The sequence below is a fragment of the uncultured Gimesia sp. genome, from assembly GCF_937919775.1.
Lineage (GTDB): Bacteria > Planctomycetota > Planctomycetia > Planctomycetales > Planctomycetaceae > Gimesia.
Genome location: NZ_CALFPF010000739.1, coordinates 1 through 18,615, shown reverse-complemented (window position 1 = coordinate 18,615; position 18,615 = coordinate 1). Strand labels below are relative to the sequence as shown.

Below are 18,615 nucleotides of genomic sequence, written 5' to 3'. Positions count from 1 at the left end.
AACAGATAAAACTAGCAGTACTTATTTCGCGATATAATTTTCTGTTCCAATGGCAGGTATGCGATGCTTCAGCAACTCACCTATCTCATTCTACTCACTGTCGGCTTTTCAAGCGGTACGGAAACCGTTCTGGATGATTTCAATTACAAATCGTCCTCGGAAGCCAGAAAATCCTGGCAGGAACTGAAGGGAACGCTCCCGGTCGCCGTGCAGCAGGTGGGCGAAAAGAATGTCCTGCTGCTCTCAGCTCCCTTTTCCTCGAATCGCGAGATGTCCCGTGCCGGTATGGACAAACGCGTGAGTCTCGATCTCACCTCCCCCGGTGTCTTCACGCTCGATGTCAAACCGGATGCCCCCAACAGCAATCATCAACTCAGCCTCTACTTCAAAAGTGGTCCCGGCTGGTATTCCACATCCGCGCGCGTGAAAGGACACGAGTGGCAGACACTCCGGTTTCTCAAAAGCGACTTTCGCCCTGAAGACAAGCCCGCAGGTTGGAACAAGATCGAAGCAATCCGGCTCGTCGTCTGGCGGGAGTCTGACACGGAACCGGATGCCCTGTTTCAGTTACGTGATTTGAAAGCCATTACAAATGAGATCGTGATCATCGTCCCGGATCTGAGCCTGCAGGAAAAAGAGCAGAACACATTTGCCGCGGCAGATCGCATCGAAAATCTTCTGCAGACTGCGGGAATTCAATGTGACCGCATCAGTGAATCGGAACTGACCACCCCCTCTCTGGGTAAGCGATCAGTCGCGATCCTGCCCTTTAACCCCAACATCTCAACCAAAGCTTGTACTACGATAAACCAGTTCATGGAACAGGGAGGTAAAGTTTTCCTGAATTTTAATATCCCGCCTGCTCTGGAAAAAAATCTGGGGATCAAAAAAGGGAGTTACTTCAAGCCGGAGATGCCGGGGGCACTCGCCGCCATTCGACTTAAAGACGCAAAAATCCAGGGACTTCCAACCGAAGTGAAACAGGCGTCCTGGAATCTGGTGACTGCGATGCCAACAGGCCATGGTGCCCGTGTTGTCGGCGAGTGGATCGATGAAACAGGAAAACCGACGGGAAAGCCGGCATTAATTGTCAGTGATCGTGGCGCGTACTTCAGCCATCTGATTTTGGGCGATGACCCCGTCAACAAGCAGGCACTGCTCACAGCCATCATGGGCCACTTTCAACCGAAGCTCTGGCATTCCATCGCCGAAGCCACCATTCAACAGGCCGATCACGTGGGTCCTTTTCAAACCTTTACCGATCTGAGACAGCACATTGTTTCGACGGTGACGCCACAGGCAAGCCGCGAATTAGCGGCCCGCGATCTCGACCAAACAAACGTGGCTCTGGAGCAGGCCAAACGCCTGCTGAAACAGAATCAGGCATTTCAATCGATTCCGTTTGCCCGCGCCTGTCGTGAAAAACGGGTTAAAATCTATCTGCTCACTCGCGCCAGCCTCCCGCAGGAAGCCCGTGCCGTCTGGGATCACTCACCAACGGGCCCCTATCCCGGTGATTGGAATCGTACCTGCAAAGAACTGGCTGACGCCGGTTTTAATATGATCATCCCGAACATGCTCTGGGGAGGGCTCGCGCATTATCCCAGCGATGTACTACCTCGCAGCCAGACATATGAAACGTACGGCGACCAAATTGAGCAATGCCTTAAAGCCGCCCGCCAACATGGTCTGGAAGTCCATGTCTGGAAAGTCAATCATAATCTCTCTACCGCGCCCGAAGCGTTCGTCAAAAAAATGCGGGACGCCGGCCGGACACAGGTCAGTGTGAGTGGGGAACCTTCCGACTGGCTCAACCCGGCTCACCCGGAAAACTTTCAATTGGAAGTCGACAGCATGCTGGAAGTTGTGAAAAAGTATCCCGTCGATGGCATTCACTTCGATTACATCCGCTACCCGAATGATCGTCACTGTTACAGCGATTATAGTCGCAAAAAATTCGAAGCCGACACTGGCGTCAAAGTTCAGAACTGGCCCAGCGACTGCTACAACGGCAAACTGAAAAGCCAGTACCGGGACTGGCGTGCCGCTCAGATCACGCGACTGGTGGAAACGGTCCAGCGCGAAGCCCGTAAGATTCGACCGGGAATTAAAATATCGGCAGCCGTCTTCCGCGAATACCCCGACTGCCGCGAATGGGTCGCGCAGGACTGGCCGCTCTGGGCCAAACGCGGTTATCTCGATTTCATCTGCCCGATGGATTACACCGATAACGACACGCAATTTAAAATCTGGATCGAAGACCAGCAGAAACACCTCGCCGGCAGTATTCCCATCTACCCGGGAATCGGTGCCCTCTCCACGCGCACCACCTTGAGCAGCGACCGGGTGCTGGGACAGGTTGATATGACACGGCAACTCAAAACGGGCGGCTTCACCGTCTTCAGCCTCAATCCGCAAACGCTTTCCAGTATTGTTCCCGACTTTAAAATGAGCGCCGGAAAAGTCAAAGCAGTCCCCACGCATCGTGTGAAAAAATAGCAGACCATAAAAACAGGCAGGTCAGAAACAATGTTCTCACCTGCCTGCTCTGATTTCTAAACGAGTCAGTCTTCAGCACGGCTTCCGTCGCCGCACATTTTCACGATCTTCGGATTGAACCGTGCGATGATCTCCACCAGATCCTGCTGTTCCGCCATGACTTCCATGATGTTTTTATACACTCCCGGAACTTCATCCGCTCCAGCAGAAATCACGGTGATCCCTCGTTTTGCCAGGTCATTCCGTACTGCATTCCAGCGAAATTTCTCCTTGGCTTTGGTACGAGACATACAACGCCCCGCACCATGCGACGCGGAATTCAGGCTCGCCGGATTTCCTTTTCCACGCACCACAAACGCCGGATCGGCCATCGAACCGGGAATCACACCCAGTTCTCCCGCCGCCGCCGGAGTTGCCCCCTTGCGATGCACGTAAACTTCTTTTCCACCATGCACTTCCTTCCAGGCAAAATTATGATAATTCTCCACACCGGAAATCACTTTGCTTCCCAGCAGTTCGGACACATTTTTGTGGATGATTGCATGGTTCGCAGCCGCGTAATCACCCATCAGATTCATCGCCGCCCAGTATTCCTGCCCTGCTTCCGAGTCCATCTCCAGCCAGGCCAGACGTCCCAGTTTCTGATATCGTCGATGTAATCGCGCTTGTGCGATGGAAGAATACGTACTGCACACCGCAGCACCGACGCCCCGGCTTCCACTATGGCTCAACAGCGCCACATATTCGCCCGCCGCCAAACCAAGTTCTGCATCATCTTCTGCAAACGTCAATACACCAAATTCCACGAAATGATTCCCGGAACCCGATGAACCCAGTTGCTTCCAGGCTCTGTCTTTCTTCTCCCGGGTCACTTTCGACACCGACCAGTCCTGATCCATCACACTGTGATGCTGTCGCTTCTCGTGCGCGACACCCACCCCGAATACCGTTCCCCGATTCAGAGCATCTACAAACTGATGTCGTTTCTGATCCAGAGCATCAACCGGCAGATCCAGCACCGACAGTTTCATACGACAGGCGATGTCCACACCGACGGCGTAAGGAATCACAGCATTTTCCAGCGCCAGAACTCCGCCGATCGGCAGACCGTAGCCGATATGCGCATCAGGCATCAAAGCGGCACCACGCGCGAATGGCACATGGCATGCCAGCTCCATTTGTGAGATCGCACCTTCGTCGATACCAGCCTTACCCCAAATCTGGTAGTTGATGGGTTCGAAAACGGCCTCTCGGCTATCATCTACCAGTTCGAAAGCCAGCTGCGCAAAAGCAGGGTCTTCCAGAAAGTCTTCCGGATGATCCACCACGCTCTGGATGCGTTCCTTTAATTCTTTTCCACGAATTTTATTTTCGGCGACCGCCTGTTGAATCGCCGTCATGGCGGTCTTCAAACAATATTGTGGAACACCGATTTTCAGCAACTGTCGAGAGTTCATCTCTCTACTCCCTCTGTTTTCAATAGCAGGCAGACTTCACTGTCTGCCCGAACTTCAGTTTATCACGATTTGTTCTCAGTGGACACGGGGAGAGTGAACAGGTTCCCTGTTCTTCAGCAGCATTCCAATTCTGAACCAACAAAAACCTGCCGTTCAACGTAAAACGGACAAACGTTCGTAATCAACTTCCACCAGACACAAAACAATTCACTGAAAGCCGATCATCAATATCTCCAATACCTTATAAACAGAATAATTGTTTCTGATCTCCGCCAGTCCAGCTTAAACCGAAAGGCTTGCTTCGCAACAAGATACGTCAAATTCTAATTATCGACGTCTTGCAAAGGCTTGAAACGGTGATTAGAATGAAGAGATGAACCTGAATTCGGGAACTTCAGCCATGCTCCTCCGTTCCTGAATACACTACCATCCCGCCTGCTGAGCCATGTGGTTCAGCTACCGCCGCTGCAAACTGATTTGGCTTGTCGGTCGGACAGGTATCACCAGAGATTCATTGACAAGTTGATCCCGAGACGCCACCGTTCCAGATGGCTGATCATCCACTTGAAAATTACTATCCAGAAGGTGAATGTCATGCTTCTTGTGTGTTTGAGCAAGCGGTTTGTTCCTGCTCTCTTTCTTGTATTATTCTGCAACTCACTCATTCAAGTGCAGGCCCAGAATTCCGATCAGGTTTCTCCTGCGAAAATTCGTTCCATTCTTTCAGAGAACTGTTTTCAATGTCACGGGCCGGATGCCAAAAAACGGGCAGCCGACCTGCGCTTTGATACGAAAGAAGGCGCCTTTGCCGACCTGGACGGACACAAAGCCATCGTGCCCGGCGATGTCAAACAGAGTGAGCTCATCACCCGTATCACTTCGACCGACGCCGACCTCCAGATGCCGCCGGCTGAAAGCGGCAAAAAACTGACACCGGAAGAAATTGCTCTATTAAATCGCTGGATTCAAGAAGGCGCAGTCTGGCAGGATCACTGGTCCTTTGTGACACCGAAAAAAACTGCTGCTCCAGCCGTCAAACAGACGACCTGGGCACGGACTCCCGTTGATCAATTTATTCTGTCACGACTGGAAAAAGAAGGACTGCTCCCTTCACCTGAAGCCGACCGACGAATTCTGATCCGACGCGTCACACTCGATCTGACCGGTTTGCCTCCGAAACCAGAAGACGTGGAAGCCTTCGTCAATGATCAGTCTCCGAATGCCTATGAAAAGGTAATTGATCGACTGCTGGAATCCACACATTACGGCGAGCATATGGCCCGCTACTGGCTGGACATCGCCCGCTACGGCGACACGCACGGTCTGCACCTTGATAACTACCGTGAAATGTGGCCTTATCGGGACTGGGTCATCAAAGCCTTCAACACGAACCTGCACTACGATCAATTTATCATCGAACAGCTGGCTGGCGATTTACTCCCGAACGCCACAATGGATCAACAGATCGCGACCGGTTTTAACCGTTGTCATGTCACAACCAATGAAGGGGGTTCGATCGCTGAAGAAGTTTATGTCCGGAATGTCATCGACCGCGTTGAAACGACCGGCCAGGCCTTCATGGGGTTAACCCTGGGATGCGCAGTCTGCCATGATCATAAATTTGATCCCTTTACGAAAACAGAATTTTACCAGATGTTCGCCTTCTTCAATAATCTCGACGGTCCAGCCATGGACGGCAACATCAAGGATTCGCCCCCCTCATTAAGAGTTCCCAACGCAGAGCAGTCAAAACAGCTGCAAACTTATCAAGACCAGCTTGCAGAAATTGAAAAACAAGGCGAAAGCAGAACCAAAATCAATGAACCGGCTTTTCAGGCCTGGTTAACATGGAAGCAACAAGTTCAGCAAACCGGCAGTAACCCCGACCTTTCGATTCCTCAACCGGGCGGATTACTGTCAGCTTATACGCTTGATGAAAAAGAAGGCACAAACGCTGTCAATCAGGTGAACCCGAAAAATAATGCGACGGTCAAAGGCAAACCAAACTGGGTGGCCGGCAAATTTGCGAACGGCTTTCAGTTTGCTCCCGGCAATTATCTGGACCTGGGAAAAACTGGTCAGTTCGATAAAGGCGCTCCCTTCAGCTTCGCCATCTGGGTGAAAACCGATGGTGCGACTTCCGGCCCCATTGTTTCGAGTCTCAATCCCAATTCACGGGAACGCGGCTATGATCTGCAGATCACGAACCGCAGCCTCAGTCTCAGACTCATCGACCGGTGGCCTGGTTACGCCGTGCAGGTTCAAACGAAAAACAACGAAATCAATCCCAACCAGTGGCACCACGTTTGTGTGACTTACGACGGTTCAGCCAAAGCGCACGGGGTCGCGCTGTACATCGATGGTAAATCGTCCGAGCTGACAATTTCCTCTGACTCGTTCAAAGATACGACACCGTTGAACTCAGCCACTCTCCGGTTAGGACATTCCAGTTCAAACGCGCATTTGACCAACGGATTCGTTGATGAATTTCGCATTTACGATCATGAGCTTTCGGAAACCGAAGTCAATCAGGTTTTCTTTGACAATCAGATCTCGCCGGTCCTGCAACTGGCTGTTGACAAACGCACGCCTCAGCAGAACGATTTATTGCGGCAATACTATTTGAATCAGTTCGATTCCGAATACCGCAAGCTGCTGGCAAAGAAAGTTCAGGTCAATGCCCAGGAAGATCGACTGACTCAGTCGCTGCCCACGACACTCGTCTTCCGTGAACGAAAAGAGATCAAAGAAGCTTTCGATTTGAAACGAGGGCAGTATGATCAGAAAGGGGAGAAAGTTGCCAGAAAAACCCCCGCGCAATTCCCGCAGATGGCAGCCGAATGGCCCGTCGACCGTCTGGGACTTGCGAAATGGCTGGTCGCTCCCAGTCATCCCCTGACCGCGCGCGTTGCCGTGAACCGTTTCTGGCAGCAACTGTTTGGCATCGGCCTTGTCGAAACCAGCGAAGACTTTGGCAACCAGGGCGCGAATCCCAGTCATCCCGAACTGCTGGACTGGTTGGCGGTCGACTTCCAGGAACATCACTGGGACGTGAAACGCTTTATGAAACAACTCTTAATGTCAGCCGCGTATCGGCAAAGCTCGAACGTAACCCCTGCACTTTACAAGAAAGATCCGAAAAACCGCCTGCTTGCACGCGGACCGCGTTTCCGTCTGGACGCAGAAACGCTCCGCGATCAGGCGCTGGCAGTGAGTGGCCTGCTGGTACCCACCATCGGCGGTCCCAGTGTCAAACCGCCTCAACCTGACGGACTCTGGTTCGCCGTCGGTTATTCCGGTTCGAACACGGTCCGTTTTACAAAAGACTCAGGTGCGGACAAAGTTTTCCGTCGCGGCTTATACACATTCTGGAAACGGACCTCCCCCCCACCGGAGATGTCCACCTTCGATGCCCCCAGTCGTGAAGCCTGTACCATGCGCCGGGAACGTACCAACACACCACTGCAGGCATTGTTGCTGTTGAATGACCCGCAATATCTGGAAGCAGCGCGGGCACTTGGTGAGCGCATGATGAAAGAAGGCGGCAAAACTCCGGAAGAACGCATCCAGTTTGCTTACAAACTGGCGACAGCCAAACCGATGGCTCCGGAAAACCTGACACTCACGTTGAATACGTTTAAAGATATGCTGTCACATTATCAGTCAGACCCGAAGGCAGCGACAGAATTGATTGCCGTCGGCGAATCCAAGCCTGATGCCGCTTTGAATCCACAGGAACTGGCGGCCTGGACGATGGTTGCCAACCTGGTTCTGAATCTGGATGAAGTGCTCAGCAAAAACTGATCACATTGATGAGGAAAGCTTCGACTGAACGAATTCGGGACACAACTGAAAGTCCCAAACAGTATCAATAAAAAAGTTAAGGTAATGTCATGAATCCCATTCAGGAACATCTCTCACAAATCACTCGACGCCATTTTTTCAAGACCGGCGGCGTAGGTTTGGGCACTGCGGCTCTGGCCTCTCTGGAATCGGGCAACCGGATAACACAGGCGGCATCTTCTGAAGCGAATGCAACTGGAGGACTGCCGGGAGTACCACATTTTGCTCCCAAAGCCAAACGCGCCATCTATCTGTTCATGGCTGGTTCTCCTTCCCAGCTTGATACGCTCGACTATAAGCCAGGCCTGGACGCGCTGTTTGATAAAGATCTGCCAGAAGAAGTTCGCAAAGGCCAGCGACTGACCACGATGACCTCAGGGCAAGCCCGTTTTCCGCTCGCTCCTTCCAAATTCAAATTTCAAAAATACGACAACGGCTCCGAAGGGGCCTGGGTCAGTGAACTCCTGCCGCACACCGCCGGCATCGTGAAAGACATCGCGATTGTCCGCTCCATCTGGACCGAAGCCATCAACCATGACCCCGCCATCACTTATATCTGCACGGGCAACCAACTCCCCGGCCGCGCCAGTCTTGGTTCCTGGTTGAGTTATGGCCTGGGATCGATGAATGAAAATCTTCCCTCATTTGTTGTGCTGACCTCGACCTGGTCCGGACGCCAGCAGGCTCAGGCACTTTATAATCGACTGTGGGGCAGCGGATTTCTGGCCAGTAAATACGCGGGGGTTTCACTGCGTTCGAAAGGGGACCCTGTACTGTTTCTTTCCAACCCTCCCGGCGTTTCCTCAAAATTGCGGCGGCGCATGCTGGATACTCTGGCAGAAATCAATCAAAACGAATTCAACGCCATCGGCGATCCGGAAATTCAAACGCGGATTTCTCAATACGAAATGGCTTTTCGCATGCAGACGTCTGTCCCCGAACTGACCGACATTTCCAAAGAGACCAAAGCCACTCTCGACATGTATGGACCTGAAGTCCATAAGCCGGGCACCTTCGCCTATCACTGCCTGCTGGCCCGTCGCATGGCGGAACGGGGCGTACGGTTCTCACAAATCTTCCACCGCGGCTGGGACCAGCATGCCAACATCGCCGGCGATTTGCCCAAGCAATGTAAAGACATCGACCAGCCCGCCGCCGCACTGGTCAAAGACCTGAAACAACGCGGCCTGCTGGATGACACGCTGGTTGTCTGGGGCGGAGAATTTGGTCGAACTGTTTACTGCCAGGGAGCATTGACTCGGGAAAATTACGGTCGCGACCATCACCCACGCTGCTTCACCATCTGGATGGCGGGTGGCGGGATCAAAAAAGGAATCGTGCATGGCACGACAGATGATTTCAGCTATAACATTGTCGAGAATCCCGTTCACATTCATGAGTTCAATGCAACCATTCTCCAGTGCCTGGGAATTGATCATAAAAAACTCAGTTATAAATTCCAGGGACTCGACCAACGTCTGACAGGGGTAGAAGATCATCACCCCGTCAAAGAAATTTTAGCTTAATTGCAACTCATGTCTGTAAGAATAACGGATCGCCAGCCTGAAGCAGCTGGCGATCCGTTTTGTATTTCGAACAGCGTTGCGGAAAGAATTATTTCTGTGCCGCTTTCTTTTGTAATTGCAGCATCTGCGCCGCGTAACGTTTACCGAATTCCCGTTCCGCTGCCGCATTAAAATGAACCTGATCACTTTTCGCAGGCAGGCCCTTGGAAGAAGCCACCCCGGTGACAGGCACTTCTTTCGAAATGGCATGGAACGCACCATTGACTGTGCCCGCCCCGGGTCGAGTGAAAAATTCTCCGAGTTCGCCCATCACAAACGGCAGGTCCGGCGTGTTGAGATCGGCCCGTAAATCCGCAATCATCGTGGCCAGCCGCTTCTGGTAGGTGTTATACAGTTCCGGGTTGGAAGAATCGCCTTCCCCCTGATGCCAGATCGCGCCCTTGATCACGCCGTACTGCTGGTTTTGCTTTACCAGTTTGACAGCACGCTCATAAAGATCACCCCCTTTCACCCACCGACTGAGAGGCGTTCCTCCGACGGCTGCGGGAATCAGTCCAATTGTCACATCGGGAGACGCGTCTGCTATTGCGGGACCAAATCCTGATCCGGGTCCCACACCGGCAATCTTCGGTTTATCAAAGTGTAATGGATCGGTCGCAGGAACCCAGTTTCCGTTTTGATCGAGCTTCAAAACTCGAGGATGCGGCTGATTCGTCGCAGGATCGACTTTACCGCGTCCGGCCATGTTCGACTGCCCGATGAGCAGATAGATGTGAAAATTTTCCTTAGCGGGCAACCTGGCTGCTTTTTCCTCAGCGCGTAACGAACACGGAACAGCAAACACACTCATAAACAAGGCGACACTCAAAATCGATTTAATTTTCATTTTTTGGCATTCCAGTTGGAAATGGAGAGATATTTTCATCAAGCAATCATTTACTATAGAGGGAGACCTGATTCGACATCAAGTAACCGGCTTCCAGTTTTTTTGAAGGAACATCAGCAACATGAATTCGAAAGCGCAACAAGCACTCATTCTTTTTCTCATATTTTGTCTGTTCGGTCTGTCCTCAACGACATCACTGGAAGCGGCTGATAAAAAACGTGATGCGACAAGCAAAGACTGGAAACCTTTAAAAGACGCTGAATTCAAAGTCTATAAATCAACAGAACAAGGCGACCTGCATCTCAACATTTTTAAACCGGAAGACTGGCAGCCGGGAGATTCCCGCCCTGCAATCGTTTTCTTTTTTGGTGGTGGCTGGACCGGCGGCAATCCCAGCCAGTTTGAACCGCACTGCAAACACCTCGCATCCAAAGGTATGGTCGCCTGCTCTGCCGAATATCGCATCAAATCCAAACACAAAACAACCCCCTTCGAATGTGTCGCCGACGGAAAATCTGCCGTGCGTTGGATTCGTCAACACGCAGCCGAACTGGGCGTTGACCCGAACCGAATCGTCGCCGGCGGCGGCTCGGCGGGAGGCCACGTTGCCGCCTGCACGGGAACCGTCATCGGTTTTGAAGAACCCGACGAAAAAAAACAGATTTCATCCGTCCCCAACGCGATGGCCTTGTTCAACCCGGTGGTCGACACCACCGAAACCGGTTGGAAAGGGGGCCCGAAACAACTCGGCGAACGCTGCAAGGAAATTTCGCCCCTCCATTTCATACGGAAGAATCTGCCCCCCACCATCATTTTTCATGGCACGGCTGATACCACCGTTCTCTTTGAAAATGTTGAACGATTTACAGAACAGATGCAACAACAGGGAAACCGCTGTGAACTCGTCGCGTACAAAGATCAGGGACACGGTTTTTTCAATCTGACTAAAAACAAAAAAAACTACGACTCAACCATCGAAAAACTGGATCAGTTCCTGACGTCCCTGGGGTATCTCGGGCCGAAAAAATAACATCGTTACTGAACCCGCCTGAAAAACAATCAGCGAACGGCGCCCCCATTGACGTTAATCACCTGCCCGGTAATATAAGCGGCTTCGTGGCTGCATAGAAAACGGGCCATATTGGCAATATCTTCCGGCTTCCCCCAGCATTTCATCGGGGTCTCCTGTCTGACCCGTTCCTGCCAGAACTCGCTCGCTTTTCCCCCCCAGGCGGTCAGGATCCAGCCGGGGGCAATACAGTTTACGCGCACATCTGGCGCTAACGAGACTGCTAATGAACGGCTGAAACCCATGATGGCGTTTTTGCTCGCCGCAAATAATTCACCGCTGTCCCCTTCCATTCCGCGATCCGATTGATCCCAGCCAATATTCAGAATGCAGCCGGTTCCCTGTTGCTGCATGCGTTGACCGACTTCGCGGGATAAAAGCACAGTCCCCCGTACATCAACCTCAAACAGTTTTTCCAGCTTGTGACCGTATTCCAGTTTGGAGTCGGCTCCCGTCAATAAATCTACGCCGGCATTATTCACCCAAATGTCCAATGCACCCCATTCCTGAAATGCGCTCTCGATGAATGCGGAATAATTTTCCTGGTTTGAAAGATCTGCTGAAATAACTGCCGATTTTCGGCCTCGCTCCTGAATTTGCTGGACGACTGCCTGAGCCTCACCCGCCGAATTCCGATAATGAACCAGTACATCAGCGCCCCCCTCGGCCAGCGCGACAGCGATTGCCTTACCTATGCCTGAAGAAGAACCAGTCACCAGGGCTTTCATGCCGGACAAATCACAGAACGAAGATACAGACACTACATAACTCCAATATCAGTTTATAGTTAAGTAAACTCAATACATGTTATTTCTTGAATAATTGGATAAACTGGATAAATACTAGTTGACGACTGGGCAGAGCACTACCATAATTGCCATCGAATTGAGGGAGCGTTCTGAGTTAGTAAAAAAACGCAGCGTCTCCCCTACCTCACATCTTTCGCCTGTCTGGCAAACAATACAAGTAGTAGTTGAGTCAGTAATTCAGCTTTGATCTGCGCGCCATGTATTACAGGCGATTTTGGGCCAAAAAGTAGTAAAAGGTTGGTATGGCCAGCGGTTGGCTGCTTGTTTTTGTGATTAACTTTCCCCCACGATTCACGTGTTTGGAACGTACTAATTATGCCCCACAGGCCGGTCGCTGAAAATAAGCGACGGTTTAAAAAGAGCTCTTTTGCATGAATTTAAAAAAGGAAACTACTAATATGGCCACAAATCTTGTGGAGCCGCCCCAGGAACGGTCAACCCAGCGATTCCCCACGCTGCCAGATCATCTTGAAAAGAACTTAGTTAAGGTATTTAAGTTGCTGTCTGACGAGACACGACTGCGAATCATGCTGTATCTGGCCCAGGAAGAAGAATTATTTGTGACTGCATTATGCGAACGGCTGAATCAGAGTCAGCCTGCGGTCAGCCATCATCTGGCGCTCTTGCGGGATGCCGGCCTGATTGAAGCACGTCGCGACGGAAAACACAATTTTTACTCAATTTGCCGGGAGCACTTTCATTCGATTATGGGTGAATTGTTCAATAGTTTTAACGATCCCGATGAGAATATCATCCGGATTGATAATTTTGTCCTGACACAAAATGTGAGCTGACTCCCGATTGGGGACCAATTCAGAAAAATCCATCGAAGAGGCCGGCCATCTATTGCCGGTCTCTTTTTATTTGCGCTCATCTTTGATAAAACATAAGAGATTTGACTATTTTTTTTCAACGATCTGAGACTCAGTGTAGACAATGCAGAAAACAGCGAAGTTAGCCCTTGCCGATGGTAGTGTGTTCACAGGGACGGCTTTTGGTGCGGACGGGGAAGTCCACGGTGAAGTTGTGTTCAACACGAGCATGACCGGTTATCAGGAAATCCTGACCGACCCTTCCTACTGCGGACAAATTGTCACCATGACCTATCCACAAATCGGCAATTACGGGATTGTGCCGGAAGATGTGGAATCAGCGGGAATTGCCCTGCAAGGCTTCATTGTACGCGAGCTTTGCGAAATCCCCAGCAATTATCGCTCGACCCAGACTCTGGATGAATACCTCAAAGCAGCCGGCGTCATCGGTTTGCAGGGCATCGATACTCGCGCCCTGGTCCGAAAAATTCGCACTCAAGGTGCGATGACCGGAGTGCTTTCAACACAAGATCTCGACGACGAATCACTGGTGAAAAAAGCACAAAGCAGCCCCCAGCTTGTCGGACAGGATTTAGTCAGTCAGGTCATTCCCAAATCATCGCAGGAATGGACGGAAGGCCTACATCCGCTGGCGCACAGCAGTTCGACGCATGCTTTCGCCAGTCAAAGTTTAACCAGCCTGTCAGAAACCGAATACACCGTTGAAAATTCCTTTCATATTGTCGCGATTGACTATGGAATGAAATTTAATATTCCACGGCATTTGAAACAATTGGGATGTAGAGTCACCATCCTGCCTGGAAACTGTACCGCACAAGACGTCCTGGATTTAGATCCGGACGGCGTTTTCCTTTCGAACGGTCCAGGCGATCCCGAACCGTTGACTTACGCCATCGAAACGATTCGTTCCCTGCTCGGCAAAGTCCCGATTTTTGGAATCTGCCTGGGACATCAGCTACTCGGTCTGGCCTGCGGCTGTAAAACGTTCAAACTCAAATTCGGACACCGGGGCGCAAATCAGCCGGTCGTCAACCATGACACCGGGCAGGTAGAAATCACCTCCCAGAATCATGGATTTGCCATCGATCCGGAATCGATGCCCGCCGACGTGGAAATCACTCACATAAACATGAATGATAATACGGTTGCCGGCCTGCGGCACAAAACGTATTCCGCATTCAGTGTGCAATACCACCCGGAAGCATCAGCGGGCCCGCATGACAGCCATTATCTGTTTAAACAATTCTACGAAAGCATCAGCCGGGCTAAGGTTTCTTCCTGATCGTTTCCATTCGATTGGCAATTCAGGCTTGAAATGAAGGGAGAATTTCATTTCAATTTGAAGAGGCGTGTGGCCTCCGTAAAAGACAGCTCCCTCCTGACGAAAATCCCGCACTTTAAAGCAGACACATTCATCGTGAGCCGGTCAAAAATTCGACTGCTCCCATCCTTACAGACAATAGAGAAAGAAATTCACATGGCACTCGAACGAACATTAATTCTGATCAAACCCGATGCGATGCAGCGTCGTCTGGCGGGAAGTCTGTTATCCCGCTTTGAAAACAAAGGTCTGAAAATCATCGGACTGAAATTGCTGCAGGTTACAAAAGAATTGTCCGCCGAGCATTATGCCGAGCATGTAACAAAACCGTTTTATCCACTGCTCGAAGAATTCATTACATCAGGCCCCGTTGTCGCGATTGTGGCAGAAGGTCCTGAAGCGGTATCCACCGTACGGCTGATGATGGGTTCCACCAACGGTCGCGAATCGGCACCGGGAACCATTCGCGGTGATTATGGTGTCAGCCGTCAGATGAATCTGGTTCACGGCAGCGATGGACCTGAAGCAGCCGTTCGGGAAATCAAAATCTACTTCAAGCCCGAAGAACTGGTCGACTATGCCACCTCGCTCGGCGAGTGGGTTTGTGCGGACGATGAAAAATAAACTTAGCGAACCCACTGAGTGACGCAATAAAAAAAGGGCAACCGGCTAATCTGGTTGCCCTTTTCTTTTTATATTTCGTCAATCAAAACAGCTCAAGCAGCCGCTTCAATCGCACGTTTGACAGCCGCACCCATGTCGGCAGGGCTTTCTGCCACGACAACACCAGCTGCTTCGAGAGCTGCGATCTTTTCGTCTGCGGTTCCGCTTCCCCCGCTGATGATTGCACCAGCGTGTCCCATCCGTTTTCCGGGAGGCGCCGTTTTACCGGCGATAAAACCAGCCACCGGTTTGGTGACATGTGCTTTGATGTATTCGGCCGCTTCAATTTCCGCTGTTCCGCCGATTTCACCGATCAACATGATCGATTCCGTAGCGGGATCATTCTCGAACAGTTCCAGCAGGTCAATGAAAGTCGTGCCAATAATCGGATCGCCGCCAATTCCCACAGCCGTGGTTTGACCCAGGCCGACATTTCCCAACTGCCAGGCTGCTTCGTAAGTCAGTGTTCCACTCTTGCTGATCAATCCGACGGAACCGGGCGTATGGATATAGCCGGGCATGATGCCAATTTTGGCGATGCCAGGTGTGATCACTCCCGGACAGTTAGGTCCGATCAGACGGCTTTTTTTACCCTTGAGATATTCCATCACCCGTACCATGTCAAACACAGGCACGCCTTCGGTGATGGCGATAATCAACTCCATACCTGCATCAGCGGCTTCCATAATTGCTTCGCCGCAAAAAGGTGGTGGCACGAAAATCAAACTCGTATTGGCGCCTGTCTTTTCAACGGCTTCTTCCACAGTATTAAAAACGGGAAACCCATCGACCTCGGTTCCCCCTTTTCCGGGAGTCACTCCGCCTAACATGGGTGTGCCATATTCGCGGCATTGCTGGCTGTGAAACAGGCCCGACTTGCCAGTAATCCCCTGGCAAATGACGCGTGTCTTTTCTGTAACTAAAATACTCATAATGTTTCGCCCTTGCGGGAAATATGTTTTTTAAAAGATGGCTAAGATCGTTTTTTGCAAAACAACCACGTCAAATTATCTTGGCCTGCTGAGGTTTCAGAAGACCTCTGTCGCCTACGAACTTAAAGTGGCGACCACCTTCTGAGCAGCATCTGTTAAATCTGTTGCCGAGATAATATCCCGTCCGCTTTCAGCCAGCATCTTACGGGCGACATCCACATTCGTCCCTTCCAGACGCACTACCAGCGGAACCGTGAATCCGACCTTTTCGTAAGCTTCCAGCAAAGCAGTCACGATCGTGTCGCACTTCATAATCCCGCCAAAGATATTCACCAGGACCGCTTTCACATTTTCGTCAGCCAGAATGATACGAAATGCTTCCGATACCTGATCGACGTTTGCTCCGCCTCCTACATCCAGGAAGTTCGCGGGCTCTCCGCCATGATATTTAATCAGGTCCATCGTGCTCATTGCCAGACCGGCACCGTTCACGAGACAACCGATGTTTCCTTCCAGCTTGACGTAGCTCAATCCCGCTTTACCCGCATCTACTTCAAACGGGTCTTCTTCACTCAAATCACGGAGTTCGTCAAAACGCTTGTGACGAAACATCGCATTGTCATCAAACGTGACTTTCGCATCCAGCGCCACCAGATCACCATCGCCGGTGATTACCAGCGGGTTAATCTCAGTCATGCTGCAGTCGTTGTCGATGAAAAAGCGGCTGAGCTGGCAGAGAAACTTTTCAGCACTACGAACAGTTTTTCCTTCCATACCCAGCTTGAACGCCAGTTTTCGCGCCTGGAAACCAAGCAATCCGGTGTGAATTGAAAACGGCTCGCTCAGAATCTTCTCAGGACTCTCATGGGCGACCACTTCAATTTCCATTCCCCCTTCGGTTGAGAGAATCAGAACAGGCCCACCTACTTCACGGTCCACTACGCAGCCCAGATAAAGCTCTTTCGCAATATCCAGCCCCTGCTCGATAAACAGGGTGTTGACCTGCTTGCCTTCGGGACCGGTCTGAATCGTGACCAGCGTGGAGCCCAGCATGCGTTCGGCGTTCTCACGCACTTCCTCTGCTGATCGTGCGAGAACCACTCCGGGTTGATCCGGATATTCGATAAAACGTCCTTTTCCGCGGCCACCTGCATGGATTTGAGACTTCACGACCACCAGCGGGCGATCCAGTTTCTCAAATGCGGCCACCGCTTCGTCTACGGTTTTCGCAACAATCCCCTCAGGTACGGGAATCCCGACTTCCCGAAATAACTGTTTGGCCTGATATTCGTGAATTTTCATTGATTTTTCAGACTTTCTCCTGAAAATTTGCTGCCAATTAGAGAAGGCGGCGATTCAAAAAACGTGTTGAGCCCACAGCTTGAACTCAGGCCATCATAACGGGTTCGCGACAGCTTATCCAGCAAGCCATCCTCGCCTTCGCAGTAAAATTTCTGCATAATAGAAATCCAGTCTGCCTGCCTGATTCAAGTGGTTTTTGAACCATCAAAATCAGACCAGCAGCCGGCGACCTATAAACATTCACAATACAAAGGCAAAATCGATGCTCAAAGGAATTCCTCCGATTCTCTCTCCCGATCTGATGCACACTCTCATGACCATGGGGCACGGCGATGATCTCGTTCTGGCGGACGGAAATTTTCCGGCAGACTCCCACGCCCAGCGTATCATCCGTCTGGACGGGCACGGCGTGCCTGAAATTCTGGATGCCATTTTGCAGTTCTTTCCGCTCGATACGTTCGTCGATCAGCCCGCGGGACTGATGAATCCCGTTGATCATCAAGCTGCTGAACCACCCATCTGGGAAACCTATCGCCGACTCATTCGCCAGCATGACAGCCGAAGTTTTGAACTGGAAAAAATCGAACGCTTCGAATTTTACGAACGGGCCAGAAACGCCTACGCGATTATCGCCACCAGTGAAACCGCCCTGTATGCCAACCTGATTCTCAAAAAAGGCGTGGTTGTTGGCTAGTGATTCAAACAGCAAAACTCAGTGCTGTCGACTTCCGGAGCAGACTACTTCAACAGAATCGTCTGCTCACGGTCAGGGCCGACGGATACGATCTCAACCGGTTTGCCGATAATTTCTTCAATGGCTTTGATATAAGCAATTGCATTTTCCGGTAGATCTTCCATGCGGCGGATCCCCGTGATATCTTCCTGCCAGCCTGGGATCGAACGATACACGGGCCTGGCCTGTTCCAGATCAAGGATATGACTCGGAAAATCGGTGACCTGCGTACCATTCACATCGTAGGCTTCGCAAATTTTCAATTCACCCAGTCCGCTTAAAACGTCCAGCAGCATCACGGCGATACAATCTACGCCACTGATATTTGCCCCGTAACGGGTCGCGACGGCGTCGAACCAGCCGCAGCGGCGGGGACGGCCGGTGACGGTTCCGTATTCATTACCCACATCACGAATCCGCTGTCCGATACTGTCGTGCAATTCAGTGACGAAGGGACCACCGCCAACGCGTGTAGTATAGGCCTTCACGACGCCAATCATCTTATCGATGTAGCGTTCGGAGACGCCACTTCCATTGTGAATGCCGCAGCCGGAACTGTTAGAGGACGTCACGTAAGGAAATGTACCATGATCGATATCGAGCAAACTTCCCTGTGCGCCTTCGAACAGAATTTTTTTGTTCTCTGCCACCGCATTCAACAGGTAGGCATTCGTATCGACGACATGCGGCTTCAGTTTTTCAGCATATTCAGAATATTCTTCATAGATTGCGTCGACACTTA

14 protein-coding genes are annotated in these 18,615 nt (G+C 51.2%); 8 read left to right on the top strand and 6 right to left on the bottom strand.

What is annotated here, in order from left to right:
- Positions 1-63 precede the first annotated feature (63 nt).
- Positions 64-2,499: a family 10 glycosylhydrolase gene (locus Q0294_RS20960; RefSeq protein ID WP_299469351.1), complete on the top strand. Its 2,436-nt coding sequence runs from the start codon at positions 64-66 to the stop codon at positions 2,497-2,499.
- A gap of 65 nt (positions 2,500-2,564) precedes the next feature.
- Here Q0294_RS20960 and Q0294_RS20955 read toward each other — a convergent pair whose 3' ends face one another.
- Complete coding sequence (locus tag Q0294_RS20955) at positions 2,565-3,956, bottom strand: RtcB family protein (RefSeq protein ID WP_299469349.1); 1,392 nt, start codon at positions 3,954-3,956, stop codon at positions 2,565-2,567.
- Positions 3,957-4,550: 594 nt separating this feature from the next.
- Between Q0294_RS20955 and Q0294_RS20950 the strand changes: the two genes are divergently transcribed.
- Positions 4,551-7,760, top strand: a complete 3,210-nt coding sequence (locus Q0294_RS20950) for a DUF1553 domain-containing protein (RefSeq protein ID WP_299469347.1) — start codon at positions 4,551-4,553, stop codon at positions 7,758-7,760.
- An 89-nt stretch (positions 7,761-7,849) separates the two neighbouring features.
- On the top strand, positions 7,850-9,325 hold the full coding sequence (locus Q0294_RS20945; RefSeq protein WP_299469346.1) for a DUF1501 domain-containing protein: 1,476 nt from the start codon (positions 7,850-7,852) through the stop codon (positions 9,323-9,325).
- A gap of 88 nt (positions 9,326-9,413) precedes the next feature.
- On the opposite strand, the gene Q0294_RS20940 is transcribed toward Q0294_RS20945, so the two are convergent.
- Complete coding sequence (locus Q0294_RS20940) at positions 9,414-10,211, bottom strand: sialate O-acetylesterase (RefSeq protein ID WP_299469344.1); 798 nt, start codon at positions 10,209-10,211, stop codon at positions 9,414-9,416.
- A gap of 121 nt (positions 10,212-10,332) precedes the next feature.
- On the opposite strand from Q0294_RS20940, the gene Q0294_RS20935 reads away from it, so the two are divergent.
- A complete protein-coding gene (locus Q0294_RS20935) occupies positions 10,333-11,241 on the top strand; it encodes an alpha/beta hydrolase (RefSeq protein ID WP_299469342.1) in 909 nt (302 codons plus the stop codon).
- Between the two features lie 29 nt (positions 11,242-11,270).
- Here the strand turns inward: Q0294_RS20935 and Q0294_RS20930 are convergent, their stop codons facing one another.
- A complete protein-coding gene (locus Q0294_RS20930) occupies positions 11,271-12,041 on the bottom strand; it encodes an SDR family oxidoreductase (RefSeq protein ID WP_299469339.1) in 771 nt (256 codons plus the stop codon).
- 446 nt (positions 12,042-12,487) lie between these two features.
- Here Q0294_RS20930 and Q0294_RS20925 point away from each other — a divergent pair, with 446 nt between their 5' ends.
- The 3 genes from Q0294_RS20925 (at position 12,488) to ndk (ending at position 14,867) form a co-directional block, all read left to right on the top strand.
- Complete coding sequence (locus Q0294_RS20925; RefSeq protein ID WP_299469337.1) at positions 12,488-12,883, top strand: metalloregulator ArsR/SmtB family transcription factor; 396 nt, start codon at positions 12,488-12,490, stop codon at positions 12,881-12,883.
- 142 nt (positions 12,884-13,025) lie between these two features.
- A complete protein-coding gene (carA, locus tag Q0294_RS20920; RefSeq protein WP_299469335.1) occupies positions 13,026-14,204 on the top strand; it encodes a glutamine-hydrolyzing carbamoyl-phosphate synthase small subunit in 1,179 nt (392 codons plus the stop codon).
- 195 nt (positions 14,205-14,399) lie between these two features.
- On the top strand, positions 14,400-14,867 hold the full coding sequence (gene ndk, locus Q0294_RS20915; protein WP_299469333.1) for a nucleoside-diphosphate kinase: 468 nt from the start codon (positions 14,400-14,402) through the stop codon (positions 14,865-14,867).
- A gap of 92 nt (positions 14,868-14,959) precedes the next feature.
- Here ndk and sucD read toward each other — a convergent pair whose 3' ends face one another.
- Together sucD and sucC are read right to left on the bottom strand one after the other, a co-directional pair.
- Complete coding sequence (sucD, locus tag Q0294_RS20910; protein ID WP_299469331.1) at positions 14,960-15,838, bottom strand: succinate--CoA ligase subunit alpha; 879 nt, start codon at positions 15,836-15,838, stop codon at positions 14,960-14,962.
- Positions 15,839-15,952: 114 nt separating this feature from the next.
- Positions 15,953-17,140 (bottom strand): ADP-forming succinate--CoA ligase subunit beta, encoded by a 1,188-nt coding sequence (gene sucC / locus Q0294_RS20905; RefSeq protein ID WP_299469329.1) that lies wholly within the window; start codon positions 17,138-17,140, stop codon positions 15,953-15,955.
- Positions 17,141-17,402: 262 nt separating this feature from the next.
- Between sucC and Q0294_RS20900 the strand changes: the two genes are divergently transcribed.
- Entirely contained in the window at positions 17,403-17,834 is a 432-nt protein-coding gene (locus Q0294_RS20900) for an RbsD/FucU domain-containing protein (protein WP_299469327.1), read from the top strand.
- A 44-nt stretch (positions 17,835-17,878) separates the two neighbouring features.
- Here Q0294_RS20900 and Q0294_RS20895 read toward each other — a convergent pair.
- The coding region (locus Q0294_RS20895; protein ID WP_299469325.1) for an adenylosuccinate synthetase at positions 17,879-18,615 on the bottom strand (737 nt) is incomplete at its 5' end.

Coding starts and splice junctions, on each gene's coding strand:
- Q0294_RS20960 (WP_299469351.1), top strand. CDS start 64: ATGCTTCAGCAACTCACCTATCTCATTCTACTCACTGTCGGCTTTTCA.
- Q0294_RS20950 (WP_299469347.1), top strand. CDS start 4,551: ATGCTTCTTGTGTGTTTGAGCAAGCGGTTTGTTCCTGCTCTCTTTCTT.
- Q0294_RS20945 (WP_299469346.1), top strand. CDS start 7,850: ATGAATCCCATTCAGGAACATCTCTCACAAATCACTCGACGCCATTTT.
- Q0294_RS20935 (WP_299469342.1), top strand. CDS start 10,333: ATGAATTCGAAAGCGCAACAAGCACTCATTCTTTTTCTCATATTTTGT.
- carA (WP_299469335.1), top strand. CDS start 13,026: ATGCAGAAAACAGCGAAGTTAGCCCTTGCCGATGGTAGTGTGTTCACA.
- sucC (WP_299469329.1), bottom strand. CDS start 17,140: ATGAAAATTCACGAATATCAGGCCAAACAGTTATTTCGGGAAGTCGGG.
- Q0294_RS20940 (WP_299469344.1), bottom strand. CDS start 10,211: ATGAAAATTAAATCGATTTTGAGTGTCGCCTTGTTTATGAGTGTGTTT.
- ndk (WP_299469333.1), top strand. CDS start 14,400: ATGGCACTCGAACGAACATTAATTCTGATCAAACCCGATGCGATGCAG.
- Q0294_RS20925 (WP_299469337.1), top strand. CDS start 12,488: ATGGCCACAAATCTTGTGGAGCCGCCCCAGGAACGGTCAACCCAGCGA.
- sucD (WP_299469331.1), bottom strand. CDS start 15,838: ATGAGTATTTTAGTTACAGAAAAGACACGCGTCATTTGCCAGGGGATT.
- Q0294_RS20900 (WP_299469327.1), top strand. CDS start 17,403: ATGCTCAAAGGAATTCCTCCGATTCTCTCTCCCGATCTGATGCACACT.
- Q0294_RS20955 (WP_299469349.1), bottom strand. CDS start 3,956: ATGAACTCTCGACAGTTGCTGAAAATCGGTGTTCCACAATATTGTTTG.